General features: G+C 68.6%; 30 protein-coding genes and 1 riboswitch. Of the genes, 28 read left to right on the top strand and 2 right to left on the bottom strand.

What is annotated here, in order from left to right; translation table 11 throughout:
* Nucleotides 1–78: 78 nt before the first annotated feature.
* The 20 genes from MU582_12380 to MU582_12285 all read left to right on the top strand — a co-directional run bounded on the left by MU582_12380 (nucleotide 79) and on the right by MU582_12285 (nucleotide 16556).
* The gene (locus MU582_12380) at nucleotides 79–546 is read left to right on the top strand and encodes a hypothetical protein (protein UPK73239.1); all 468 of its coding nucleotides are present in this window, start codon (nucleotides 79–81) and stop codon (nucleotides 544–546) included.
* Nucleotides 547–552: 6 nt separating this feature from the next.
* Nucleotides 553–1077, top strand: a complete 525-nt coding sequence (locus MU582_12375; protein ID UPK73238.1) for a hypothetical protein — start codon at nucleotides 553–555, stop codon at nucleotides 1075–1077.
* A gap of 154 nt (nucleotides 1078–1231) precedes the next feature.
* Nucleotides 1232–1552: a 30S ribosomal protein S13 gene (locus MU582_12370; GenBank protein UPK73237.1), complete on the top strand. Its 321-nt coding sequence runs from the start codon at nucleotides 1232–1234 to the stop codon at nucleotides 1550–1552.
* Nucleotides 1545–2138 (top strand): guanylate kinase, encoded by a 594-nt coding sequence (gene gmk, locus MU582_12365; GenBank protein ID UPK73236.1) that lies wholly within the window; start codon nucleotides 1545–1547, stop codon nucleotides 2136–2138. The genes MU582_12370 and gmk overlap by 8 nt, the downstream gene beginning before the upstream one ends.
* Before the next feature lie 51 nt (nucleotides 2139–2189).
* Complete coding sequence (gene rpoZ / locus MU582_12360) at nucleotides 2190–2462, top strand: DNA-directed RNA polymerase subunit omega (protein ID UPK73235.1); 273 nt, start codon at nucleotides 2190–2192, stop codon at nucleotides 2460–2462.
* Between the two features lie 21 nt (nucleotides 2463–2483).
* Nucleotides 2484–3719 (top strand): bifunctional phosphopantothenoylcysteine decarboxylase/phosphopantothenate--cysteine ligase CoaBC, encoded by a 1236-nt coding sequence (gene coaBC / locus MU582_12355; GenBank protein ID UPK73234.1) that lies wholly within the window; start codon nucleotides 2484–2486, stop codon nucleotides 3717–3719.
* Between the two features lie 61 nt (nucleotides 3720–3780).
* Entirely contained in the window at nucleotides 3781–4977 is a 1197-nt protein-coding gene (gene metK / locus MU582_12350) for a methionine adenosyltransferase (GenBank protein ID UPK73233.1), read from the top strand.
* Nucleotides 4978–5049: 72 nt separating this feature from the next.
* Complete coding sequence (locus MU582_12345; protein ID UPK73232.1) at nucleotides 5050–7053, top strand: primosomal protein N'; 2004 nt, start codon at nucleotides 5050–5052, stop codon at nucleotides 7051–7053.
* A gap of 170 nt (nucleotides 7054–7223) precedes the next feature.
* Nucleotides 7224–8156 carry a methionyl-tRNA formyltransferase gene (gene fmt / locus MU582_12340; GenBank protein UPK73231.1) on the top strand — a complete coding sequence of 311 codons (933 nt, stop codon included), beginning with the start codon at nucleotides 7224–7226 and terminating at the stop codon, nucleotides 8154–8156.
* Complete coding sequence (locus MU582_12335) at nucleotides 8143–9492, top strand: rRNA cytosine-C5-methyltransferase (protein UPK73230.1); 1350 nt, start codon at nucleotides 8143–8145, stop codon at nucleotides 9490–9492. Before fmt ends, MU582_12335 begins: the two co-directional genes overlap by 14 nt.
* Nucleotides 9493–9538: 46 nt before the next feature.
* Nucleotides 9539–10204 carry a ribulose-phosphate 3-epimerase gene (rpe, locus tag MU582_12330; GenBank protein ID UPK73229.1) on the top strand — a complete coding sequence of 222 codons (666 nt, stop codon included), beginning with the start codon at nucleotides 9539–9541 and terminating at the stop codon, nucleotides 10202–10204.
* Between the two features lie 51 nt (nucleotides 10205–10255).
* Nucleotides 10256–10402: riboswitch (FMN riboswitch) on the top strand.
* Between the two features lie 79 nt (nucleotides 10403–10481).
* Entirely contained in the window at nucleotides 10482–11519 is a 1038-nt protein-coding gene (gene ribD, locus MU582_12325; GenBank protein ID UPK73228.1) for a bifunctional diaminohydroxyphosphoribosylaminopyrimidine deaminase/5-amino-6-(5-phosphoribosylamino)uracil reductase RibD, read from the top strand.
* Nucleotides 11519–12121, top strand: coding sequence for a riboflavin synthase (locus MU582_12320; protein ID UPK73227.1), 603 nt, complete (start codon nucleotides 11519–11521; stop codon nucleotides 12119–12121). The genes ribD and MU582_12320 overlap by 1 nt, the downstream gene beginning before the upstream one ends.
* Entirely contained in the window at nucleotides 12118–12795 is a 678-nt protein-coding gene (pnuC, locus tag MU582_12315) for a nicotinamide riboside transporter PnuC (GenBank protein UPK73226.1), read from the top strand. Before MU582_12320 ends, pnuC begins: the two co-directional genes overlap by 4 nt.
* Nucleotides 12792–14024 (top strand): bifunctional 3,4-dihydroxy-2-butanone-4-phosphate synthase/GTP cyclohydrolase II, encoded by a 1233-nt coding sequence (locus MU582_12310; GenBank protein ID UPK73225.1) that lies wholly within the window; start codon nucleotides 12792–12794, stop codon nucleotides 14022–14024. The genes pnuC and MU582_12310 overlap by 4 nt, the downstream gene beginning before the upstream one ends.
* A 3-nt stretch (nucleotides 14025–14027) precedes the next feature.
* Entirely contained in the window at nucleotides 14028–14507 is a 480-nt protein-coding gene (gene ribH, locus MU582_12305) for a 6,7-dimethyl-8-ribityllumazine synthase (GenBank protein UPK73224.1), read from the top strand.
* Nucleotides 14508–14534: 27 nt separating this feature from the next.
* The gene (locus tag MU582_12300) at nucleotides 14535–14798 is read left to right on the top strand and encodes a phosphoribosyl-ATP diphosphatase (protein ID UPK73223.1); all 264 of its coding nucleotides are present in this window, start codon (nucleotides 14535–14537) and stop codon (nucleotides 14796–14798) included.
* Nucleotides 14799–14821: 23 nt separating this feature from the next.
* Nucleotides 14822–15667: an ATP phosphoribosyltransferase gene (gene hisG, locus MU582_12295; protein UPK73222.1), complete on the top strand. Its 846-nt coding sequence runs from the start codon at nucleotides 14822–14824 to the stop codon at nucleotides 15665–15667.
* 7 nt (nucleotides 15668–15674) lie between these two features.
* Entirely contained in the window at nucleotides 15675–16091 is a 417-nt protein-coding gene (locus MU582_12290; protein ID UPK73221.1) for a PH domain-containing protein, read from the top strand.
* A gap of 72 nt (nucleotides 16092–16163) precedes the next feature.
* On the top strand, nucleotides 16164–16556 hold the full coding sequence (locus MU582_12285) for a VOC family protein (GenBank protein UPK73220.1): 393 nt from the start codon (nucleotides 16164–16166) through the stop codon (nucleotides 16554–16556).
* Between the two features lie 15 nt (nucleotides 16557–16571).
* Here the strand turns inward: MU582_12285 and MU582_12280 are convergent, their stop codons facing one another.
* Nucleotides 16572–17243, bottom strand: a complete 672-nt coding sequence (locus MU582_12280) for a helix-turn-helix domain-containing protein (protein UPK73219.1) — start codon at nucleotides 17241–17243, stop codon at nucleotides 16572–16574.
* 8 nt (nucleotides 17244–17251) lie between these two features.
* Nucleotides 17252–17686 (bottom strand): hypothetical protein, encoded by a 435-nt coding sequence (locus MU582_12275; GenBank protein UPK73218.1) that lies wholly within the window; start codon nucleotides 17684–17686, stop codon nucleotides 17252–17254.
* Nucleotides 17687–17736: 50 nt separating this feature from the next.
* On the opposite strand from MU582_12275, the gene MU582_12270 reads away from it, so the two are divergent.
* From MU582_12270 to pheT, 8 genes are all read left to right on the top strand, one after another.
* Complete coding sequence (locus MU582_12270; GenBank protein ID UPK73217.1) at nucleotides 17737–18204, top strand: SseB family protein; 468 nt, start codon at nucleotides 17737–17739, stop codon at nucleotides 18202–18204.
* 263 nt (nucleotides 18205–18467) lie between these two features.
* On the top strand, nucleotides 18468–19142 hold the full coding sequence (infC, locus tag MU582_12265) for a translation initiation factor IF-3 (protein UPK73216.1): 675 nt from the start codon (nucleotides 18468–18470) through the stop codon (nucleotides 19140–19142).
* Nucleotide 19143: 1 nt separating this feature from the next.
* The gene (gene rpmI, locus MU582_12260; protein UPK73215.1) at nucleotides 19144–19341 is read left to right on the top strand and encodes a 50S ribosomal protein L35; all 198 of its coding nucleotides are present in this window, start codon (nucleotides 19144–19146) and stop codon (nucleotides 19339–19341) included.
* 66 nt (nucleotides 19342–19407) lie between these two features.
* Complete coding sequence (rplT, locus tag MU582_12255) at nucleotides 19408–19800, top strand: 50S ribosomal protein L20 (GenBank protein ID UPK73214.1); 393 nt, start codon at nucleotides 19408–19410, stop codon at nucleotides 19798–19800.
* Between the two features lie 37 nt (nucleotides 19801–19837).
* A complete protein-coding gene (locus tag MU582_12250; protein UPK73213.1) occupies nucleotides 19838–20614 on the top strand; it encodes an RNA methyltransferase in 777 nt (258 codons plus the stop codon).
* A gap of 9 nt (nucleotides 20615–20623) precedes the next feature.
* Complete coding sequence (locus MU582_12245) at nucleotides 20624–21661, top strand: ATP-binding protein (GenBank protein ID UPK73212.1); 1038 nt, start codon at nucleotides 20624–20626, stop codon at nucleotides 21659–21661.
* A 112-nt stretch (nucleotides 21662–21773) separates the two neighbouring features.
* Nucleotides 21774–22838 carry a phenylalanine--tRNA ligase subunit alpha gene (gene pheS / locus MU582_12240; protein ID UPK73211.1) on the top strand — a complete coding sequence of 355 codons (1065 nt, stop codon included), beginning with the start codon at nucleotides 21774–21776 and terminating at the stop codon, nucleotides 22836–22838.
* The gene (pheT, locus tag MU582_12235) at nucleotides 22838–25303 is read left to right on the top strand and encodes a phenylalanine--tRNA ligase subunit beta (protein ID UPK73210.1); all 2466 of its coding nucleotides are present in this window, start codon (nucleotides 22838–22840) and stop codon (nucleotides 25301–25303) included. The genes pheS and pheT overlap by 1 nt, the downstream gene beginning before the upstream one ends.
* Nucleotides 25304–25326 lie beyond the last annotated feature (23 nt).

The following is a 25326-nucleotide window of genomic DNA, read 5'->3' as shown; positions in this document are numbered from 1 at the left end:
TACCACTCGATGCCCGCCCACCGCAGTGTGGAAGACTGCGCGGCCGGCCCGTCCAACACTTCGAATGTTAGGGATCGAATGAAGCGATTTGCAGCAGTGGCGGCGACGAGCGTCCTCGCCCTCGGTGGCCTCACAGCCTGTGGCGGTAGCGACGACGAAGCCGACGGCGACGACTACTGCGGACAGATCGAGAACGCCCAGAGCGAGTTCGACGGCCTCGAGAGCGAGGACACCACGATCGACCAGATGTCGGACATGGGCGACAAGCTCGGCGACATCGCCGATGCGGCGCCCGACGAGATCAGCTCGGAATGGAAGTCGCTCAGCGGCGCGGTCAACGACATGGTCGGCATCCTCGAGGATGCCGATGTCGCGACCGACAAGCCACTGTCCGAGGCTGTGACGGAGGCCGTGACGGCCGACCCAGAACTACAGACCAAGCTCACCGAACCGTTGCAGGACTTCCAGTCCGCACAGTCCGATGTGGAGAAGGTCCAGGACCACGCACAGGAAGAGTGCGATATCGAGCTCGGGGACTCCGAGTAGGAGGTAATGATGAAGAGGCTTTCGACGATCGTGTGCGCGGGCCTGCTCGCGACGGCCGTGCTCACCGGCTGCGGCGACGACTCCGGTGACGGCGGCGACGGTGGCGGCAGCAGCGCAAGCGGCGGCGGTGACTACTGCGACCAGGTCAAGGATTTCAAGGGCGAGTTCGAGAGCCTCAGCAGCGAGGACACGACGCTCGACGACATGTCCAGCGCCGTCGACCGGCTCGGCGACATCGAGGGCTCCGCGCCCGACGACATCAAGTCGTCGTGGACCTCGATGCACGACACGCTCGACAAGCTGCTCGGCGGGTTCGAGGATCTCGGCATCGACAAGAGCAAACCGCTGCAGCAGGAGATGACCGACCTCCAGAAGGAGGACCCTCAGAAGCTGCAGGAGGCCATGTCGTCGATGTCGGGCTTGGGCGACATCGAGTCCGACTCGAAGGCCATCGAGAAGAACGTCAAGTCCGAGTGCGACTTCGAGCTGAACGACAGCGACTCCGAGGGGTCCGGCGACAGCGCGGAGTGACGCTTCAGGGGTGGTGTGACACGGTCGGTCGACCGCGTCACACCACCCCTGTTTGCGGCTCCCGCAGGTACGTCGCTAGGTTCTACCTACACGAGGGGGCGTCGGTCGTTTCCTCGTTCCATACTGGACGTTTCCACATCCGAGGTGACCTGCGTTGGCTCTTCCGCCGCTGACCCCCGAGCAGCGTCAGGCTGCGCTCGACAAGGCCGCTGCCGCTCGCCGTGAGCGGGCCGAGGTCAAGAACCGCCTCAAGCACTCCGGCACACCCCTTTCGGAGGTGCTGCGCGAGGGTCAGCGCAACGAGGTCATCGGCAAGATGAAGGTGCTCGACCTGCTGACGTCGCTTCCCGGGCTCGGCAAGGTGCGCGCGCGCCAGGTGATGGAGCGCATCGGCATCGCCGAGAGCCGGCGCGTACGCGGTCTCGGAGCCAACCAGGTCGCGGCGCTCGAGGCCGAGTTCGCGGACCGTGAATGACGACGCCGACCGGCGTGCGTTCCTGATCGTCCTCGCCGGCCCGACCGCGGTCGGCAAGGGCACAGTTGCCGCGTGCGTACGCGAGCACCATCCGGACATCTGGATCTCGGTGTCGGTGACGACCCGCTCTCCGCGTCCGGGTGAGATCGACGGGGTGCACTACCACTTCGTCAGCGACGACGAGTTCGACGCGATGATCGCCGCCGACGAGCTGCTCGAATGGGCCGTCGTGCACAGCGCGGCCCGATACGGTACGCCGCGGCGCGCGGTCGAGGAGCAGCTGGCCGCCGGTCGCTCGGCGCTGCTGGAGATCGACCTGCAGGGTGCGAGGCAGGTACGCGAGCGGATGCCGGACGCGTTGTTCTGCTTCCTCTCGCCGCCGAGCTGGGACGAGCTCGTACGCCGACTGGTCGGTCGCGGCACCGAAGGGGATGCCGAACGCGAGCGGCGTCTTCGTACGGCACGGGTCGAGCTCGCGGCCGAGGCGGAGTTCGACGTGACCATCGTCAACACCGATGTTCGGGATGCGTGCGAAGAGTTGGTAGGATTGTTCAGTTCCCGCCCGGAGTCGCGACCACGACGTTGAGTCGCGTACGCTCCGGCACCGACATCCACGCACTCTGCGAGGTCAATCCACGTGGCCACCACCCGCTCAACCGCCGAGGGCATCACCAACCCGCCCATCGACGACCTGCTCGAGAAGACCGACTCGAAGTATAAGCTGGTCCTCTACAGCGCCAAGCGCGCTCGGCAGATCAACGCGTACTACTCGCAGCTCGGTGAGGGCCTGCTCGAGTACGTCGGCCCGCTCGTCGACACCCACGTACAGGAGAAGCCGCTGTCGATCGCGCTCCGCGAGATCGACTCCGACCTCCTCACCTGTGAGGACATCCCCGCCGAGGAGGCCTGAGCCCCGGCTCGGTCGACAACGATGACTGACAGCAGCCGCCCCCGCGTCGTGATCGGCGTGGGAGGCGGCATTGCTGCATACAAGACCTGTGAGCTGGTGCGGCTGTTCAAAGAGTCGGGCCGAGACGTACGCGTGGTGCCGACTGCTGCGTCGCTCAACTTCGTCGGCGCAGCGACCTGGGAGGCGCTTTCGGGGCATCCCGTGCACACCGAGGTGTTCGCCGACGTGTCGCAGGTGCCGCATGTGCGCATCGGCCAGGAGGCCGACCTGCTGGTGGTGGCTCCGGCGACCGCCGACTTGCTCGCGAAGGCGGCGACCGGTCTCGCCGACGACCTGCTCACCAACACGCTGCTCACCGCGCGCTGTCCGGTGGTCTTCGTACCCGCGATGCATACGGAGATGTGGGAGCACCCGGCGACCCAGGCCAACGTCGCCACCTTGCGCGATCGCGGCGCGGTCGTCGTCGAACCCGCGGAGGGGCGGCTCACGGGCAAAGACTCCGGCAAGGGCAGACTGCCCGAGCCGGCGCAGATCTTCGACCTCGCCGACGAGGTTCTCGTACGCGGCGAGATCGATCGGCCGCTCGACCTCACCGGCCGGTCCGTGATCGTCAGCGCCGGCGGCACTCGCGAGTTCATCGACCCGGTCCGTTACATCGGCAACCGATCGTCCGGTCGGCAGGGGTTCGCACTCGCCGAGACGGCCGCCGCGCGCGGCGCATCGGTGACGGTCGTCGCGGCCAACGTAGGTCTCCCCGTGCCGGCGGGAGTCGACGTCGTACGCGTGGAGTCGACACATGAGCTGTACTACGAGATGACGTCGCGTGCGCCCGGCTTCGACGCCGTTGTGATGGCCGCGGCTCCGGCCGACTTCCGTCCGGCGAACGCCCACGACACCAAGATCAAGAAGGCGCCCGGACGCGCCGCACCCGAGCTGGAGCTCGTCGAGAACCCCGACATCCTGGCGGCCCTGGTCGCGCAGCGTGAGTCCAAGACGCCGCTCCTGGTCGGCTTCGCCGCCGAAACCGGCGACGACGAGGCATCGGTACTCGAGCACGCCCGGGCGAAGCTCGCCCGTAAGGGCTGTGACCTACTCGTCGTCAACGACGTCAGCGCCGGTCGCGCATTCGACCGTGCCGACAACGAGGCGGTGATCCTGGCCGCCGACGGCGCGGCCGAGCACATTCCGTTCGGCCCGAAGTCCGCGTTGGCCCATGCCATCTGGGACACCGTCGTCCAGAGACTGGACGCCCCGTGACACCCGATTCCGACCGGTATGGTGGCATCGCCCACCGTCCATCCAACGAGCAGGAGAATCCGTGAGTCGACGCCTCTTCACCTCTGAGTCGGTCACCGAGGGACACCCCGACAAGATCGCCGACCAGATCAGCGACAGCATCCTCGACGCGCTGCTCGCGCAGGACCCACGCAGCCGGGTCGCCTGCGAGACGCTGGTGACCACGGGGCTCGTCGTGGTGAGCGGCGAGGTGAGCACCGAGGGCTACGCGGATATCGCGCGCATCGTGCGCGAGCGCGTCCTCGAGATCGGTTACGACTCCTCGCAGAAGGGCTTCGACGGCGCATCCTGCGGCGTACAGGTGAGCCTGGGAGCACAGTCTCCGGACATCGCGCAGGGCGTCGACACCGCGTACGAAGGCCGCAGCGAGGGCGCGACCGACCCGCTCGACCTGCAGGGCGCGGGCGACCAGGGGTTGATGTTCGGTTACGCATGCGACGACACCCCGTCGTTGATGCCGCTGCCGATCACGATGGCGCATCGCCTCTCCCAGCGGCTGTCGCAGGTGCGCAAGGACGGCACCATCGCGTACCTCCGGCCCGACGGCAAGACGCAGGTCACCATCGAGTACGACGACGCGGGCAACCCGCAGCGCGTCGACACCGTGGTGCTCTCGACCCAGCATGCGCGCGACATCGACCTCGACACGATGCTCACCCCGGATATCAAGAAGCACGTCGTCGACGAGGTGCTCGCGACGTTCGACATCGACCACACCGACTACCGCCTGTTGGTCAACCCGACCGGCCGGTTCGAGATCGGCGGCCCGATGGGCGATGCCGGGCTCACCGGGCGCAAGATCATCATCGACACCTACGGCGGTATGGCACGGCACGGTGGCGGCGCGTTCTCGGGCAAGGACCCGAGCAAGGTCGACCGCTCCGCCTCGTACGCGATGCGGTGGGTCGCCAAGCATGTGGTCGCCGCAGGACTTGCGCGGCGCTGCGAGGTGCAGATCGCGTACGCGATCGGCAAGGCGCAGCCGGTCGGGCTGTACATCGACTGCTTCGGCACCGAGACGGTACCGGTTGCGACCATCCAGCAGGCCGTCGACGCGACCTTCGACCTGCGTCCGGCGGCGATCGTTCGCGATCTCGACCTGTTGCGGCCGATCTACACGAACACCGCGGCGTACGGTCACTTCGGCCGTGAGCTGCCGGAGTTCACCTGGGAGACCACCGACCGCGTCGACGCATTGCGCGCGGCCGCGGGCGCCTGACCGTTCCGGCCGACCACAGGTCCTGCTCACCGGGCGGGGGCGGCAGTCACCGATGCCTGGTAGGAACGGGACGTGAGCGACGACCACGAGCAGCTAGCGCTGCTCAAACAGGCGGTACGCCGCCCGCGCGTACCCGACGGCGAGGCGTTGGCGCCGGAGCGGCCGATCGCGCGGGTCGCCGTCGACGTATCGCTCGCGCACCTCGACCGGCCTTTCGACTACCTCGTACCCGAGGCGATGCACGAGACCGCCGTCCCGGGTGCCCGGGTGGTCGTACGATTCGCCGGCCAGCAGGTGGGCGGGTACGTGCTGGAGCGGCTGGCCGAATCCGAGCATCCCGGCAAGCTCGGCCGGCTCGCCCGTGCGGTCTCTCCCGAGGTGGTCCTGCGGCCCGACGTCGCGCGGCTGGTGCGAGCCGTCGCCGATCGCTACGCGGGCACGTTCGCCGATGTCGTACGACTCGCGGTGCCGCCGCGACATGCCACCACGGAGAAGCGGGCCGCGCGTAATCCGGCGGAGCCGGTCGACAGTCCCGCGCCCGAGCAGTGGGCCGCGTACGACAGTGGGGCTGCTTTCGTCGAGTCGTTGGGGCGCGGCGAGTCGCCGAGGGTCGTCTGGTCGGCGCTGCCCGGCGCGGCCGACGGCCATCAGCTCGCCACTGCCGTTGCGGCGACCGTCGCGTCCGGTCGAGGCGTCATCGTCTGCGTACCCGATGCCGCGGCAGTCGAGCGGATCGGCGCCGCTATGACAGAGGTTCTCGGCTCCGGCCGGCACGTCGAGCTCACGGCGGGCCTGGGCCCGTCGGCGCGTTACCGGGCGTTCCTGTCGTTGTCGCGTGGGTTGACGAAGGTCGTGGTCGGCACCCGCGCTGCGGCGTTCGCGCCGGTGCACGACCTCGGCCTCGTCGCGATCTGGGACGACGCCGATGATCTGCATGCCGAGCCGCGCGCACCGTATCCCCATGCGCGTGAGGTGCTGCTGACGCGGGCGTACGACGTCGGGTGCGCGGTGCTCGTCGGCGGCTACGCGCGTTCGGCGGAGGCGCAGCGGCTGGTCGAGACCGGCTGGTGCGAAGAGCTGATGCCGTCGATGGCCGACCGACGGTCGCGGTGGGCGCGGGTTGCGATCGCCGGCGCCGACGACCGGTCGGCCGAGCGCGATCAGTCCGGCGGTCGCGCGCGGTTGCCGCATGAGGCATTCGCGTTGATGCGAGCCGCACTTGACGACGGCCCGGTGCTGGTCCAGGTGCCGCGGCTGGGCTACCGCTCGACGCTCGCCTGTCAGCAGTGCCGCACTCCTGCTCGGTGCTCGCACTGCGGCGGACCGCTCGCGCAGCGCGCACACGATGCGCCGCCCACCTGTCGGTGGTGTGCGCGTGGCGTGGAGTCGTGGGCGTGCTCTGAGTGCGGGTCGACCCGCATGCGTGCGGTGGTCGTCGGCGATGCGCGTACCGCCGAGGAGCTCGGTCGCGCGTTCGCACGGGTGCCGGTCGTGACGTCGTCCGGTGAGCACGTCCGAGATCGTGTCGATGCCGAGCCTGCCTTGGTCGTCGCGACCCCGGGGGCGGAGCCGATCGCCGAGGGCGGCTACACGGCGGGCGTACTCATGGACTGCGGGCTGATGCTGTCGCGACCTGACCTACGGGTCGCCGAGGAGTCATTGCGCAGGTGGCTCAACGCCACCGCATTGGTACGACCGAACTCCGACGGGGGGCGAGTGCTCGCACTCGGCGACCCATCGCTTGCGGTGTTGCAGGCACTCGTACGCGCCGACGCTGCCGGGTACGCACGAAGCGAGCTCGCGGAGCGGCATGCCACCCACCTCCCGCCGGCCGTGCTGCTCGCGTCGGTCGAGGGTCCGATCGCCGAGATCGAGCCCCTGCTCGAACGCGACTGGCCGCAGCCGCATGAGCTGCTCGGGCCGGTCGAGCTCGACGACAGCGCGCGGCTGATCGTGCGCGTACCCCGCCAATTCGGATCGGCCCTCGTACGTTCGCTACGCGAGCTGCAGGCCGCCCGGTCCGCACGTAAGTTGCAGCATCTGCGGGTGGATGTCGACCCCGCCGCGCTCTCCTGAACCATCACGCTGACACGCGAGAACCATCACGCTGACACGCGAGTTCCAGCACGCTCAGACGTGAGTTCTGCGTGGTAGACGTCTCGTGTCGAGGCGACATTTGTCGCGTGTCAGCGGGGTACTTTTCACGTCTCAGCGTTGGGGGAATCCGGGGTCGATACGCTTGCCCGGTGCGTGTTGTCTTCGCCGGAACCCCCGATGTGGCCCTGCCCCCGCTCGATGCGATCGCCGCGAGCGGGCACGAGCTCGTCGCGGTCGTCACGCGTCCCGATGCGCCGACGGGCCGCGGGCGCAAGCTGGTGGCCTCGCCGGTCGCCGAATGGGCCGCCGAACGCGATCTCGAGACGCTCAAGCCCGAGCGCGCGGGCGACGAGGGCTTCCTCACGCGGCTTCGCGACTTGGCTCCCGACTGCTGTCCGGTGGTCGCGTACGGCGCGCTGCTACCCCAATCGGCGCTCGACATTCCCGAGCACGGCTGGGTCAACCTGCACTTCTCGGTGCTGCCGGCATGGCGCGGAGCGGCGCCCGTCCAGCATGCGCTGCTCGCTGGCGACGAGATCACCGGTGCGACGACGTTTCGGATCGTGAAGGAGCTCGACGCGGGCCCGACTTTCGGAGTCACGACCGAGGCCGTACGTGCGAGCGACACCTCGGGCGATCTGCTCGCGCGGCTGGCGGAGTCGGGCGCCAAGCTCCTCGTCGACACTCTCGACCACATCGAGGCTGGCGACATCGAAGCGCGCGAGCAGCCGCCCGATGGGTCCTCGTACGCATCGAAGATCGAGGTCGACGATGCGCACGTCCGGTGGACGGAGCCGGCCCAGCTGGTCGATCGACGCATTCGCGCGTACACGCCCGAGCCCGGCGCCTGGACAACCCTCGACGGCACCAGGGTCAAGATCGGTCCCGTACGCATCGGCGCCGAAGACACGCTCCGACCGGGTGAGATCCGTGCCGGCAAACGTTCGGTGCACGTCGGCACCGGCAGCGTCGAAGTCGAGCTCGGCACCGTCCAGCCGCGCGGCAAGAAGCCGATGCCCGCGGCCGACTGGGCGCGAGGCGCACGCCTGACCGGCGAAGCGAGGTTCGATGCCGAAGGTTGACCCGGCACGCCGGATCGCTTGGGAGGTCATGCGCGCCGTCGACGAGCGCGATTCGTACGTGAACCTGCTGCTGCCGAAGCTGATCACCGATGCCGGCCTGGCGGGGCGGGAAGCGGCGTTCGCAACCGAGCTCACGCACGGCACCATCCGCCGGCAGGGCACGTACGACGCGATCCTCGAGCAGACGACCTCGAAGGGACTGGCAGCCGTCGACCCGCCGGTACGCGACGTTCTGCGACTCGGCGCACATCAGCTGCTGTCGCTGCGTACGCCGAGCCATGCGGCGGTCTCGACGAGCGTCGACCTGGTGCGCGCACAGGTCGGTCACCGGCCCGCGGCATTCGTCAACGCCGTTCTGCGCAAGGTGGCCAAGAGCGACCTGCCGACGTGGATGCAGCGTGTCGCACCCGACCGTACGCGCGATCTGCTCGGCTATCTCGCTGTCGTGCATTCGCATCCAGACTGGATCGTCGCGGCGATGCTGGATGCGCTCGACGGTGACGCCGATGCGCTGGAGCGGGTCCTCGAGGCAGACAACGCGGCTCCGCGAGTGACCCTCGCAGCTCGTCCGGGCATCGGAGACGCCGACCGCGAGGAACTCGAAGCGGTAGGTGCGACGCCGGGCGCGCTGTCGCCGTACGCGTATCAACTGCCTGGCGGGATGCCGGGCGGGCTGAGCGGAGTCCGCGACGGCCGAGTCGGCGTGCAGGACGAAGGCTCCCAGCTGGTTGCGATCGCCGCCGCAACGGCTCCGGTCGACGGCACCGACACGACCTGGCTCGACCTCTGCGCCGGCCCCGGAGGCAAGGCTGCTCTGCTCGGAGCGATCGCGGGGGAGCGGTCGGCGAGCGTGACGGCCAACGAACTCCAACCACATCGCGCCGAGCTCGTCCGAAAGGCCGTACGCGAGCTCACCAACGTCACCGTCACGAACACCGACGGCCGAGAGCCGGACTGGGCGTCCGAGACGTTCGACCGCGTCCTCGTCGATGCGCCCTGCACAGGGCTCGGTGCGCTACGGCGGCGGCCGGAAGCGCGTTGGCGCCGTACCGAAGCGAGCCTCGATGGGCTCACCGCGTTGCAGCGTGAGCTGCTCGACAGCGCGGTCGACTCGACGCGCCGCGGCGGGGTGATCACGTACGCGACCTGCTCACCGCATCGTCGCGAGACAACCGAGATCGTCGAGTCCCTGTTGGCGAAACGTGATGACATCGAACGGGTCGACGCGGCCGCGCTGCTGCCGCAGGTGCCCGACATCGCCGGGCCGTACGTACAGCTCTGGCCGCATGAGCACGGCACAGACGCCATGTTCATCGCGGTGCTGCGCCGCCGCTGACCCGCTCTCGGTGCGTGCGCCGCGCAGGTCTCGGTACCTTGTGCACATGGGCATCCGCATCTCACCGAGCATCCTGTCGGCCGACTTCGCCAACCTGCAGGCAGAGACCCGGCGGGTCGCCAGCGCCGACTGGCTGCACGTCGACGTCATGGACAACCACTTCGTACCCAACCTCACGCTCGGAGCGCCGGTCGTCGAGGCGATCGCGAAGTCCGCGAGCCAACCCGTCGACGCGCATCTGATGATCGACGAGCCCGATCGCTGGGCGCCGGCGTACGCGGAGGCCGGTGCGCGCAGCGTGACGTTCCACGTCGAGGCGGCGCATGCCCCCGTGCGGCTGGCCCGCGAGCTGCGGTCGCTCGACGTACGCGCGAGCATGGCGCTCAAGCCCGCAACGCCGATCGAGCCGTACGAAGACCTCCTACCAGAGCTCGACATGGTGCTGCTGATGACCGTCGAGCCGGGGTTCGGAGGGCAGAAGTTCCTCGACCTGGTGCTTCCGAAGATCCGGCGTACGCGCGCGCTGCTCGACAAACACGGCGGCGATATCTGGCTACAGGTCGACGGCGGGGTCGCGCCCGACACGATCGAACGCTGTGCCGAAGCGGGCGCCGACACCTTCGTCGCGGGCTCCGCGGTGTTCGGGGCAGATGATCCGGACGCCGCCGTACGCGAGCTGCGGAAGCTCGCCGGAGGCGCCGGGACCGAGTGATGAGACTCACGCCGCGGTCTGGAACGGCGAGGCGTAGTCTGTGCGAAGAGCAAGCGTGCTCCGGGGTCGGTGAAATTCCGAGCCGGCGGTGAAAGTCCGCGACCCGGGCGCTCGACTCGCAACTGCGGGCCAGGCGTTCGGTTGATCTGGTGGAACTCCAGAACCGACGGTCAAAGTCCGGATGGGAGGAACACGCAGTCGGCCGTATCGTCGGCCGACTCGTCGCGCAGCGGCGACATCGCCCCGGAGCCCGATCGGTGACGACGGGAGGCGACCGGTGGCAAGCCACACCGAGACGCTGGCGATGCGCGATGCGCTGCGTACCGCGCGCGAGTCCGTACGCACCCATCCGAACCCTCGCGTCGGTTGTGTGCTGCTCGCCGACGATGGCCGCACGATCGCGGTCGGCGTGCACAACGGATCCGGCACACCGCATGCCGAGGTCGACGCGCTGACCCGGGCAGGTGAGCGCGCAGTCGGCGCAACGGCGGTGGTCACGCTCGAACCCTGCAACCACACCGGGCGTACCGGACCGTGCAGCGAGGCGCTGATCGAGGCCGGCGTACGAAGGGTCGTGTACGCGCAGGCGGAGCCGACCGACCAGGCGACCGGAGGCGCGGCCCGCCTCGCGGCGGCAGGCATCGACGTCGAAGGCGGCGTACTCGAAGCCGAGGCGTACGAGCTGAACGAGCATTGGACCGAGTCGATACGTTGGCAGCGGCCGTTCGTGACGTGGAAACTCGCCGCGACGATCGACGGTCGCAGCGCGGCGAGCGACGGCACGAGCCGCTGGATCTCCGGACCGGAGTCGCGTCGGGACACGCATCGGCTGCGGGCGAACGCCGACGCGATCGTGGTCGGCACCGGCACGGTGCTGGTCGACAACCCGCGATTGAGTGTGCGAGACGACCACGATGTCCCGGTGGCCACACAGCCGCTGCGGGTCGTGGTCGGCGAGCGCGACGTACCCGCCGACCGCAACATCTGGAACGACGAGGCACCGACCCGTCACCTCGCCACCCGCGACGTACACGCGGCGCTGTCGACGCTGTACGCAGACGGCATCCGCGACGTGTGGCTCGAGGGCGGCCCGACGCTGGCCGGCGCGTTCCTCGAGGCGGGTGTCGTCGACGAGGTGATCGCCTACGTTGCGCCGATGCTGTTGGGATCTGGGCTCTCGGCGTTACAGACGCCCGCCGTCACGACGATCGGCGACGCCTGGCACCTCGATCCGGTGGACGTGACGACAGTCGGCAACGACGTACGAATCACCGCCCGGCCGCGACGAGCGGCGCAATCGAAGGAGACGGCCTGATGTTCACCGGTATCGTCGAGGAGCTCGGCACCGTCGAGCAGCTCACCGACCAGGGCGACGCCGTCCGGCTCACGGTAGGAGGTCCGATCGTCACCGGCGACGTCGGTCACGGAGATTCAATCGCCGTCAACGGTTGTTGTCTGACGGTCGTCGAGCGCGACAGCGGCGCGTTCACCGCCGACGTGATGCGGGAGACGCTCGTACGCACCGCGCTCGCCGGACTCGCGCCGGGAGACCGGGTGAACCTCGAACGCGCAACTGCGGTGGGAGATCGACTCGGCGGTCACATCGTCCAGGGCCACGTCGACGGTACGGGGCGGATCACACAGCGTACGCCCAGCGAGCACTGGGAAGTGGTGACCATCGAGCTTCCGAGCGAGCTCACCAGGTACGTGGTCGAGAAGGGCTCGATCACCGTCGACGGCACCTCGCTGACGGTCGTCGGCATAGACGACGACGTTCCGGCGTTCACCGTTTCACTGATACCCGAGACGCTGCGCGCGACGACGCTCGGCATCAAGGGCGTCGGCGACCCGGTCAATCTCGAGGTCGACGTGCTCGCGAAGTACGTCGAACGGCTCCTCACCCACAAGGACTCATGATGTTGGACTGGCTGCTCGAAGGAACCATCGCGATCGGCGGCGGCACCCTGCTCGTACGGGAGATCGTCGGCAACGGATTCGGCATCGCCAGCGCGTTGCTCGGCAGTCGCCGGCTCGTGGCGGCCTGGCCGGTGGGCATCATCGGCAACCTGATCCTGTTCACCGTCTTCGTCGGCGGCGTCCTGTCGAAACCGCAAGTCCATGACCTGTGGGGCCAGGCCGGGCGCCAGGTGTTCTTCATGGCGGTCAGCATCTACGGATGGCAGCGCTGGCGGCAGCGTCGAGCCGAACGAGAGTCCGACGACGGGCGCGCGATCGTACCCGGCTGGGCCGGGCGGCGCGGTTGGGTGGAGCTCGCCGTTCTCGCTGTCCTCGGTATCGCGGTCTTCTATCCGACACTGCGTGCGCTCGGGTCGTGGGGCCCGCTTGCGGACGCGTGGATCCTCACCGGCAGCATCCTCGCGACGTACGGGATGGCGCGCGGTTGGATCGAGTTCTGGCTGATCTGGATCGCCGTCGATGCGGTCGGTGTTCCGCTGCTGGTGCGAGCGGAGTACTACCCGTCTGCCGCCTTGTATCTGGTGTACGGCGCGTTCTGCGTTTACGGGTTCGTCGCCTGGCTGCGGGCCAGGCGCGCTGCCGTCGACCCGGCGGCAAGAGAGGTGACGGCATGACGGTGACACTGGATCCGATCGAGCGGGCGGTCGAGGAAATGGGCGCCGGGCGTGCAGTCGTCGTTGTCGACGACGAGAACCGCGAGAACGAGGGCGATCTGATCTTCGCCGCGAGCAAGGCGACGCCCGAGTTGATGGCCTTCCTGGTCCGGCACACCAGCGGCCTGGTCTGCGCGCCGATCACCGGCGAGACCCTCGACCGGCTCGCGATCCCGCTGATGACACCGCACAACCGCGAGCGGATGCGCACCGCGTACACGATCTCGATCGACGCACGCGACGGCATCACGACCGGTATCTCGGCGGCCGATCGGACGAGAACCGTTCGGGTGCTCGCCGACTCGGCGACCGAGCCGTTCGAACTGGTTCAGCCCGGGCACATCCTGCCGCTGCGCTACCGGGAGGGAGGTGTGCTCGCACGTGCCGGGCACACTGAGGCGGCTGTCGATCTGGCCCGCCTCGCGGGTCTGACGCCTGCGGGAGTGATCGCCGAGATAGTGCACGACGACGGCACCATGATGCGCGCCGAGGCGCTGCGCGCGTTCGCGGACGAGCACGGGCTCGCGATGGTCTCGATCGAAGATCTCATCACGTACCGGCGGCGACACGAGTCGCAGGTCGTCCGCGAGACGCACACTCAGCTACCGACGGAGTTCGGCACCTTCGAGGTGTACGGCTATCGCAACGAGATCGACGACACGGAGCATCTTGCGCTGGTGTACGGCGACGTCGGCGACGGCACGAGCGTACTCACCCGCGTGCATTCGGAATGTCTGACAGGTGACACGTTCGGCTCGCAGCGCTGCGACTGCGGGCCTCAGCTGCAGGCCTCGATGGCGGCGACGACCGCGGCCGGGCGCGGGGTGGTCGTCTACCTGCGCGGACACGAGGGACGTGGCATCGGCCTGCTGCACAAGCTGCGGGCGTACGCCCTGCAGGATCAGGGGCACGACACGGTCGAGGCCAACCTCGAGCTCGGCCTGCCTGCCGACGGACGCGACTACGGCACGGGCGCGCAGATCCTGCGAGATCTCGGCGTCTCGTCGGTCCGTCTGCTCACAAACAATCCGGACAAGATCACCGCGCTCGTCTCGTACGGTGTCGCAGTCGACGAGCGGGTACCCCTCGCGATCAGGCCGACCGAGCACAACCGGCGCTATCTGCAGACGAAGGCCGAGCGGATGGGCCATGATCTTCCCGACCTTGCGACAGCCGAAGCGGAGGAGTAGACGATGAGCGGTGAAGGCGCGCCCGACTTCAGCGGGCTGGATGCATCGAGGCTGCGGGTCAGCATTGTCGCGGCGTCGTGGCACAAGACGGTGATGGACGGCCTGGTGGCCGGAGCGACCGACGCGCTGCAGGGGATGGGCATCGCGAACCCAGAGGTCGTGCGCGTACCCGGCTCGTTCGAGCTGCCGGTGGTCGCACGAAAGCTCGCCGGACTCGGCCGAGACGCGATCATTGCGCTGGGCGTGGTGATCCGTGGCGGCACGCCCCATTTCGAGTACGTGAGCGCGGCGACGACCGACGGTCTGAGCCGGGTCGCGCTCGACTCCGGTGTGCCGATCGGCTTCGGACTGTTGACCTGCGATGACGAGCAACAGGCTCTTGACCGTGCCGGGTTGGCCGGCAGCCGCGAGGACAAAGGGCGCGAGGCGGCCGAGGCGGCGGTCGCCACCCTGCTCACGCTGCGGAGCCTCCGCGACCACTAGCGCGGAGCGCCCATTAGGGTTGCACGAGTGAAGACGTTCGATGGTCTGTTCGCCGAGCTCGCCGAGCGCGCCGAGACGAGGCCCAGCGGTTCCGGTACGGTCGCGGCGCTCGACGCCGGGGTCCATTCGATCGGCAAGAAGCTCGTCGAGGAGGCGGCCGAGTCGTGGATGGCCGCCGAGCATGAGTCGCGTGAGCGCGCGGCCGAGGAGATCAGCCAGCTGCTGTACCACACGCAGGTGCTGATGTTGAGCCTCGACTTGAGCCTCGACGACGTGTACGAGCACCTCTGAGACTTCACCGAAACGGACTTCCCATGCTGAAGATCGCCGTCCCCAACAAGGGGGCGCTCGCCGACGCCGCCGTCGAGATGTTGACCGAGGCCGGTTACCGCCAGCGTCGCAGTAGCCGTGACCTGGTGATCCGAGACACCGACAACGACGTCGAGTTCTTCTACCTCCGGCCACGAGACATCGCCGTGTACGTCGGCGCCGGAACCCTCGACGTCGGCATCACGGGCCGTGACCTGTTGCACGACTCGGGTGCTGCCGCCGATGAGGTCAGGGCGCTGGGGTTCGGCAGGTCGAGCTTCCGATTCGCCGTGCCCGCCGGCACGATGAGCGACATCGCCGAGTTCGACGGTCGCCGCATCGCCACCTCGTACGCCCTGGTCGTCCGGGCCTACCTCGCCGAGCGCGGCGTGGCGGCCGATGTCGTACGCCTCGACGGTGCGGTCGAGTCGGCCATCCGGCTCGGGGTCGCCGATGCGATCGCCGATGTCGTCGAGACCGGCAGCACCTTGCGCCAGGCGGGCCTCGAGGTGATCGGCGATCCGATCCTCGAGTCCGAGGCGGTGCTCATCCGCCCGCGCGGCAAGGAGAGCTCGGATGCGTACGACGTGTTCGAGCGCCGAGTGCAAGGTGTCCTCGTTGCCCGGGCATACGTGATGATGGACTACGACATCCGCGTCGAGCAGGTGGAGCGCGCGGTCGCGCTGACGCCGGGCATCGAGTCGCCGACGGTCTCGCCGCTTCATCGCGAAGGGTGGGTCGCGGTTCGGTCGATGGTGCCGCGCGACGCCGCCCAGAAGGTCATGGACGAGCTGTGGCAGCTCGGCGCGCGGGGCACTCTCGTCACCGACATCCTCGCGTGCCGGTTATGAGTCTGTCGTGACGTACCGGCCGATCGGGGCTCGCATCGTCGCGTACGTCGCGTCCGGGTGCTTCCTCGTGATGTTCCTGGTGATCACGTTCGCGCTCCCGGCAGACGTACGCGACAGCGTGACACCGCCGCAGCTGATCACGCTGCTCGCAGTGTTCCTCGGAGCACTCGCCATCCTCCACGGCATCGGTCGTACGCGGGTACGTACCGACGACCAGGGCGTACACATCCTGAACGGATATCGCCGGTACGACCTGGAATGGGCCGAGGTGATCTCGATCGAACTCGGGCGGGGTGCGCCGTGGGCGATGATCGACACGACCGACGGCGAGGCGGTCGCGGTGATGGCGATCCAGTCCGCCGACGGCACTCGCGCGCGTGCCGCCGTCCGCCGGTTACGCGCCGAGGCTGCCGAGCACGAATGACGCGTTCGGCCGCCGATCGATCCGGCCGAAACGTTCAAGACCCGTACCGCTCATGCTGCGTACGTTGAGCCCATGACGACACCACAGCTCGACATGATCGGCCTGATCGCCGACGACCTCACCGCCACGCTTTCGTTCTACCGCCAGTTCGGTCTGGAGTTCGCAGAAGGCGCGGAGTCCCAGCCCCATGTGGAGGCGACGCTGCCGGGCGGCTTGCGCATCGCCTGGGACACGGTTGCGACCATCCAGAGCTTCCTCCCCGACTTCGAACCGACCCGGGGCGGCGGACGCATCGGGCTCGCGTTCAAATGCGAAGACGCGGCGGCGGTCGATGCGGCGTACGAGTCGTTCGTCGCCGAGGGCCGCACCGGCGTGCACAAGCCGTGGGACGCCGAGTGGGGCCAGCGGTACGCCACCATCGAGGACCCCGACGGCAACTCGATCGACCTGTTCGCCTGGCTCTGAGCGCGAGGTACGCAGTCAGCTCAGTAGCGCGGACATCGGGGCGCCGGCAAGCGTGCGGACCTCGCGGGCGAGGTGCGGCTGGTCGGCGTACCCGGTACGTGCGGCTGCGTCGGCAAGGGGCACACCCGCCCGGGCCAGCGCGACCACTGCCTGGAACCGGTGGATACGGGAGAGGGTCTTGACGCCGTAGCCGAATGCCTGGCGGGTACGCCGTCGCAGCTGGCGCTCGCTCATCGAGATCGCCCGAGCGACAGCGGGCACGGGCATCCCGTCTCGGGCGAGCACCTCGACGTAAGCCATGACCGGATCGGGCACCTGCTCCTCGAGCCGGGAGCCGACGATGCGCTCCAGCTCTGCACCGGGGTCTGCAGCGCTCGCCACTGGCGAAGTGAGCCGTCGCGCCTCACGTACGCCTAACACCTCGGCGAGTGGTACCCGCCTGTTGCGCAGCTCATCGGCGGGTACGCCGAGCACCGTCGGGAGTACACCCGCGGCGACGCGGATCCCGACGACGGGCCTCGGCGCCTTCGAGACATACGCCCGGGTGTCGGGGCCCGCGACGACGAGCTCGTGGTTGAGCCAGAGCAGGTCCATGCAGCCGTCGGGTAGCACGCGCCCGCCACCGCCGCCGTCGATCGACCACACGACCGCGGGTTCGATCGATGAGCGGCGTTCGCGGTAGGGCATCGGCGCTGCTACTCGATACCGTGGCGGCGCAGAATCGCCTCGATGTCGTCGACGTCCTCATCGGCCGGGGGCGCGGACTTCTTCGCCTTCACCTGCTTACGCGGCTTCTCCTCGCTCGGCGCCTCGGATCGCACGCGATTGCGCCGACCCGTCAGGAAAGCACCGCCGCCGATCATCAGCACCGAAACGACCGAGAGCCCGACGCCGAGCCAGGCCAGTGGGCTGAAAGCGAAGCCGGCCGCCCAGTCGGCAACGGCGTCGAACACGCGCACGGTGAAGCGGATGAGCCCCATGAAGTACAGGCCCCATGGCAGTACGGCCCAGCCCAGGCGGCGTACAACCGCCGAGCGGTCGCCGTTCTTGTACGCCCGCCAGGCCGCGAACAGGCCGACGGCCGACAGCAGGATCGTCCACGGCAGCCAGGCAAGCGATGAGGAACCCATGCACCAAGTCTGCCTCACCCATCCACATCAGCGACAGATACCGTGCACAGGTGTCACTCTCCACTCCGGCCTTTCCCGACGACGACGGTGCGACCGACGAGACCGTCGCGGACGCGCTGTCGGCGTACGCGACACACGGCGATCTCCGTCCGGCCCTCGCTGCGCTCACCCGCAGCCGGGTCATCGTGCCCGTCGTCGCGGTGCTGGCCGGGGAGCGCGCTGCCGACGGCTCGGATAAGCAGGCCGATATGGCCGCTGTGCTGATGACCGGCCGCGACGGTCGGACCGCGCTGCTGGCTTTCACCGGGCTCGAGTCGCTGCAGCGGTGGGATCCCGATGCGCGACCCGTACCCGTTCCGTTCGCTCAGGCGGCGCAGGCCGCCCGCTCCGAGGGTGCGGCGGCCGTGGTTGTCGACATCGCCGGGCCGGTGCGTACCGTGATCACCGACGCCGACCTCGTACACAGCGCCGACGGCTCGGTGCTCACCCGCACCGAGGTCGGGTACGTCTGGACCTGAGCGCTCCGCCGACGGTCCGGGGAATAACCCGCGATTGTACGTACGTTCCCACCCACTGCTACTCTTGACCGCGACCGGTTCGTGCTGTCTTCAGTCCGAACCACAAGTGGAGCCCACCTCCCACCCGCATCGACCGCATAGGTCGTCGGGTTCGGTCGGATCGTCGCAGGCGGTCGGATTCACCCGACACGCCTCCATCGGTCCTCGGTGGTCCCCGCGGTCAACAGACTCATAGGACACCAGGAGGACCCATCAGCAACGAGTTGCGCGTCAATGACAGGATTCGCGTAGCCGAAGTCCGCCTCGTCGGCCCCAACGGCGAGCAGGTCGGCATCGTACGCATCGAAGACGCGTTGCGGTTGGCCCAGGAAGCAGATCTCGATCTGGTTGAAGTGGCCCCGACCGCACGGCCGCCGGTGTGCCGCCTCATGGACTACGGCAAGTTCAAGTACGAGGCAGCGCAGAAGGCGCGCGAGTCCCGCCGCAACCAGACGAACACCATCATCAAAGAGATGAAGCTGCGGCCGAAGATCGACCAGCACGACTACGACACCAAGAAGGGTCACGTCGTACGGTTCCTTCGGCAGGGCGACAAGGTCAAGATCACCATCATGTTCCGCGGTCGAGAGCAGCACCGCCCCGAGCTGGGGTTCCGGTTGCTGCAGCGTCTGTCCGAAGACGTCGACGACCTCGGCTTCGTCGAGGCGGCGCCCCGCCAGGACGGCCGGAACATGACGATGGTGCTCGCACCGCACAAGAAGAAGTCCGAGGCCCGCAAGGAGGCCAAGGAAGAGAAGGCCCGGGTCGCTTCGGCACGCGAGGCCGAACGCGAGGCCGAGAAGGAATACGACCGCGTCCATCGCGAAGAGCACCAGCATGTTGCGCAGGCCAAGCCACGCCGGCGCTCCGAGAACATCGACCCCGACGTGGAGGTTTGAAATGCCGAAGATGAAGCCCAACTCCGGTATCAAGAAGCGCGTGAAGGTGACCGGCTCCGGCAAGATCATGCATGCGCATGGCCGTCGCCGCACCCATCTGCAGCAGAAGTCCGCCAGCGGAGGGTCGCGTCGTGTCGACGCCGACCAGCAGATCTCCAAGGCCGACGTCCCGCGTGTGAAGAAGCTCCTTGGCAAGTGATCGTCCGCGGCACACCCACGCCGCCGATCACCGACCGAGGTAACAAGACCGACAAGGAGTAATCAGATGGCACGCGTCAAGCGGTCAGTCAATGCAGTGAAGAAGCGCCGGGTAACCCTCGAGCGCGCGTCCGGATACCGCGGTCAGCGTTCGAGGCTCTACCGCAAGGCGAAGGAGCAGGTCACTCACTCCTTCGTCTACAGCTACCGCGATCGTCGCGCCCGCAAGGGTGACTTCCGCCGGCTGTGGATCCAGCGCATCAACGCCGCATCTCGGGCACACGGCCTGACGTACAACCGGTTCATCCAGGGTCTGCGCGAGGCGGGCGTCGAGGTCGACCGGAAGAACCTCGCCGAGCTCGCCGTCAACGAGCCGGCCGCGTTCGAGGCACTCGTCGAGGTCGCGAAGCAGAACCTCCCGAGCGACGTCAACGCGAAGAAGGACGACGCGGCGGCCTGAGGCCGAGCCGCTCCAACGGGTGTCGAGTCCCGAGGCATTGAGCCCGACAACTGGTCGGATCAAGCGACTTCGCCGACTCGGCACCCGTTCGTCGCGCCAGGAGCGCCGGGAATTCCTCGCCGAGGGTCCACAGGCCGTACGCGAGGCGCTGGCCCGGCCCGGCACGGTCATCGAGGTGTTCGCGACACAGGGCGCGTACGACCGCTATCTGGCGACCGATGCGACGCCGGCCACGATCGTCGACTCCGACGTCGTCGCTGCGCTCGCCGACACGGTTCACCCGCAAGGGCTCGTCGCCCACTGCCGGTTCGTAGACCGGCCCGTCGGTGAGATCCTCGCCGATGACCCTGCGCTGATCGCGATCTGCGCCGACGTACGCGACCCCGGCAACGCCGGAACAGTCGTCCGCTGCGCGGATGCTGCCGGTGCCGACGCGGTGCTGTTCGGCGGCAACAGCGTCGATCCGTACAACCCGAAGGCAGTGCGGGCGAGTGTCGGCAGCCTCTTCCATACCGCGATCGGAGTCGAAAGCGATCTGCCGGGGCTCGTCGGCGCCGTACGCGAGCGGGGAGTCCGGGTGCTCGCCGCCGACGGCGCGGGTGGCGACTTGTTCGCACTCGACCGGGCAGGCGGGCTGGTCGGTCCGACCGCTTGGCTGTTCGGCAACGAGGCGTGGGGTCTGCCCGCCGAGGTACGCGCGCTGGCCGATGATGTCGTCGCGGTGCCGATCTACGGTCGTGCCGAAAGCCTGAACCTCGCGACGGCCGCTGCCGTATGCCTCTATACCTCGGCACGTGCCCGAGAGTTGGACTAACGTTCCGCTATGGAGCTCGACTCGTTGCCCGACGGCGTACTCGTCGCGGATGCCGACGGTGTCGTCACCGAGGTCAACGCCGCATTCGAGCGGCTGCTCGGCAGCGACCGCTCCGAACTGATCGGTACGCATCTGACGGATGCGCTCGTGCTCGACGACCGGCAGGGCAACAGCTGGTACGCATGCCACCGCCCGTACGACGGCTTCGCCAACCGCACCCGCATAGCGGAGGGCAGCTGGTACACCCCGGACGGCGCAGAGCTGTTGGTCACCGCGTCACTTGGGCGCGACCGGCCGCGCGGCGAGGTGCACCGCGTCGTCATGTGCGTACGCGACGCCCGCGCCCGAGCTGCGAAGGACCGCACCAGGTCCGACCTCGTGGCCACGGTCGCGCACGAGCTGCGCTCGCCGTTGACCGGCGTGAAGGGGTTCACCGCGACCCTGTTGCGCAAGTGGGACCGGTTCAGCGACGACCAACGCAAGCTGATGTTGGAGACGATCGACAACGACGCCAACCGGCTGAGCCGGCTGATCACCGAGCTGCTCGATGCGGCCCGGATCGACTCCGGACGACTGACGCTCCGGCCGCGTCCGCTACGCCTCGTCGAGACGGTGCAGAGCGTGCTCGACAACATCGCCGCCGGCAGCGGGCAGACGCTTTCGGTGACCGAGCACGACGAGGTCGCGACGATCTGGGCCGACCCCGATCGGCTCGCACAGTTGGTGACCAACGTCGTCGAGAACGCCATGCGGCACGGGCGGGGAGTGGCGCGTATCGAGATCCGGCGCCCGCGTGACGACCGCGAGGGCGCGGTTCTCGTGGTGGAGGACGACGGTCCGGGCATCCCCCCGGAGATGCGATCGCGGATCTTCACCCGCTTCTGGAAGTCGGGCGAACGCGGCGGGAGCGGTCTCGGCCTCTACATCGTGCGCGGCATCGTCGACGGGCATCACGGAGAGGTCGGCATCGGCGAGACCGACGGCGGGGGAGCGCGGGTCACCGTCTGGCTCCCGGTGAACGAGCCCGAGGTTCTCGACGAGGCGTGAGCGTCCGTCCACCTCGACGTCGAGGCGGCAACGGATAACCCGGTGGCGGCGTGGTGCGCAGGCTTTCTAAACTCGAGGTGTTCGTACGCCCGAGGTTCGAGGAAAGGCCCGCATGTCCGACGACGACCGCACGATCGAGGAGTTGCGTGACGCTGCGCTGACGGCGATCGCCGGCGCGCAATCGCTCGACGAGCTCAAGGCGGTGCGGCTCGACCATGCGGGCGACCGTTCGCCACTCGCGCTGGCCAACCGGTCGATCGGCGGGATGCCTCCGGAGGAGCGAAAGTCTGCTGGGCAGCGGATCGGCGCCGCGCGCAAAGCAGTCGGTGCCGAGCTCGCCGCGCGTACCGAAGTGCTGGAGGCCGAGAACGAAGCGCGGATCCTGGTCGACGAGGCGGTCGACGTCACCCTCGCCTACGACCGAGACCCGGTCGGCGCGCGCCATCCGGTCACGACACTCGACGAGCGCATCGCCGACGTGTTCGTGGCTATGGGCTGGGAGGTCGCAGAAGGCCCACAGGTCGAGGCGGAGTGGCTGAACTTCGATGCGCTCAACCTCGGTCCCGACCATCCCGCTCGTACGTTGCAGGACACGTTCTGGGTCAAGCCGGAGTCCGATGCGAAGGTTCTTCGTACCCAGACCTCGCCGGTGCAGGCGCGTACGATGCTCACCCGCGAGCCTCCGATCTACGTCGTCTCGCCGGGGCGGGTCTTTCGTACCGACGAGCTGGATGCGACCCATACACCGGTGTTCCACCAGGTCGAGGGTCTCGTCGTCGACGAAGGCATCACGATGGCCAACCTCAAGGGCACGCTCGATCATTTCGCGCGGGCGATGTTCGGCGATGCAAGCCGCACGAGGTTCCGCCCGTCGTACTTCCCGTTCACCGAGCCGAGCGCGGAGTTCGACCTGCGCTGCTTCGTCTGCGAGGACGAGCCGGAGGCTCGGGCGAGCTGTCGCACCTGTCGTGGCGAGGGCTGGATCGAATGGGGCGGCTGCGGTGTCGTGAACCCGCGCGTGCTGGTGGCATGCGGCGTCGACCCGCAGCGCTACAGCGGCTTCGCCTTCGGCATGGGCATCGACCGGACCCTGATGGTCCGGCACGGTATCTCCGACATCCGCGACATGTTCGACGGCGACGTCCGCTTCGCCCGCCCCTTCGGAATCGAGGTCTGATGCGCGTCCCCGTCTCCTGGCTGCGTGAGTACGTCAGCCTTCCCGCCGACCTGTCCGTCGAAGCGCTCGCGGCGCGGTTGACCGAGTACGACCTGAAGCTCGAGGAGATCGTCACCACCGGCGTCACTGGCCCGCTGGTCGTCGGTCGAGTGCTGTCCTTCTCCTCCGAGGAACACAAGAACGGCAAGACCGTCCGCTGGTGTCAGATCGACGTCGGCGAGAGCGAACCCCGCGGCATCGTCTGCGGTGCGCACAACTTCGCCGAGGGCGATCTGATCGTTGCGGTGCTGCCCGGTGCGGTGCTGCCCGGCGGTTTCGAGATCTCCGCGCGCAAGACGTACGGACATGTTTCCGACGGCATGATCTGCTCGGCGAGCGAGCTGGGGCTCGGAGACGATCACGACGGCATCATGGTGCTCGACGCCGATGCCGCCTCGGTCGGCGACGACGCGATCGCGCTGCTCGGCCTCGACGAGGTCGTGCTCGACCTGGAGGTCAACCCGGACCGCGCGTACGCCCTGTCGATGCGGGGCGTGGCGCGCGATGCCGCGATCGCGTACGAGACGACGTTCGATGACCCGGCCGCCATCGAGGTCGCCGGCGAGGGAGAGGCGTACCCGGTCGTCGTCGAGGCGAACGACGCCTGTCCGGTGTTCTCGGTGCGCACCGTGAGCGGGTTCGACCCGAGCCGCCCGACCCCGGCCTGGCTGGCCCGCCGGGTCGAGGCGGCGGGCATGCGGCCGATCTCGCTGGCCGTCGACATCACCAACTACGTCATGCTCGAGCTCGGGCAGCCGATTCACGGCTACGACCGATCACGGTTGTCCGGTCCGATCGTCGTACGAAAGGCCAACGACGGCGAGAAGCTCACCACGCTCGACGGGGTCGCTCGTACGCTCGCGTCGACGGATCTGCTCATCACCGACGACTCGGGGCCGATCGGGCTCGCCGGCGTCATGGGCGGCGAGAACACCGAGCTGCACGCGGGTACGACCGACATCGTGATCGAGGCCGCGTACTTCGAACCCACCGGCATCGCGCACACCGCGCGCGTGCACAAGCTGCCGTCCGAGGCGTCGCGACGTTTCGAACGCGGCGTCGACCCGGCCTTGGGTGCGCATGCGGCACAGCGCGTGGCCGAGCTGCTGGTCGAGCACGGCGGCGGTCGTATCGACGACGGTCTGACGACTGTCGGATCGATACCGGAGCCGCCCGTCATCGAGCTCGCCGAAGAGCTGCCCGAGCGGGTCACCGGTGTCGAGATCAACCGCGAGACGGTCGTACAGACCCTTGTCGCCAACGGCTGTGCGGTCGAGGGTGACACCGGTCTGCTGCACGTCGTACCACCGACGTGGCGCTACGACCTGACCGATCCGTACGACCTCGTCGAGGAGGTCATCCGGGTCGTCGGTTACGACAAGGTGCCGTCGGTCTTGCCGGTCCCGCCCGCAGGGCACGGACTCACCACCAAGCAGCGACTGCGCCGTCGGGTCGGCCGAGCGGTTGCCGGCGCCGGCTACGTGGAGGTCAAGACGTTCCCGTTCGTCGGCCCTGCCGAGTGGGACCGACTTGGGCTCGCCGACGACGACCCGCGGCGAACGATGGTGGAGTTGGAGAACCCACTCTCGACCGAGGAGCCCGGGCTCGCAACGACGCTGCTGCCGCTCGTACTCCGGGCGGGCGCCCGCAACACCGGTCGTGGCCAGTCCGAGATCGCGCTGTACGAGATGGCGCCGGTGTTCATGCCGGGCGACGACGACGGTGCGGCACCGATCCTGCCGGTCGACCGGCGGCCCTCCGACGACGAGATCAGGGCACTCGACGCCGCACTGCCCGCACAGCCGCTGCACCTCGCGGCGTTGCTCGCGGGCGACCGGGAGCCGGCCGGGTGGTGGGGCGAGGCACGAGCAGCGTCATGGGCCGATGCGATCGCCCTCGCCAAGACGATTGCCGGCGTACTCGCGGCCGAGATCGACGTGGTCTCCGCAGCGTACGCGCCATGGCATCCAGGGCGCTGCGCGGCGATCCGCCTCGACGGCACGGTGATCGGACATGCCGGCGAACTGCACCCGCGGGTCGTGAAGGAGTACGACCTGCCCCCGCGGTCGGCGGCGCTCGAGCTCGATCTCGACGCGATGCTCGACGCCGCGGTCGAGGTCGTACGCCCCGCTCCGCTTTCGCATTATCCGGTCGCCAAGGAGGACGTCGCATTGATCGTGGACGCCTCGGTGGAGAGCTCGGCCGTCGCCGACTCACTGCGCCGCGGCGCGGGCGACCTACTGGAGTCGGTGCGCTTGTTCGACGTCTACACGGGCGAGCAGGTGCCCGCGGGCAGCAAGTCGCTCGCGTACGCACTGCGGTTCCGCGCACCCGACCGTACGCTCACCGAGGCGGACACGGCCCAGGCGCGAGACGCCGCGGTCGCCGCGGCCGCAACCGACCACGGTGCCGTGCAACGAGCCTAGGTGCTTGCATAAACCTGCAAAGC

This window comes from Nocardioidaceae bacterium SCSIO 66511 (assembly GCA_023100825.1).
Classification (GTDB): Bacteria; Actinomycetota; Actinomycetes; order Propionibacteriales; family Nocardioidaceae; genus Solicola.
The sequence above is the reverse complement of the archived record's forward strand: the minus strand, read 5'-3'. Positions and strand labels throughout refer to the sequence as shown.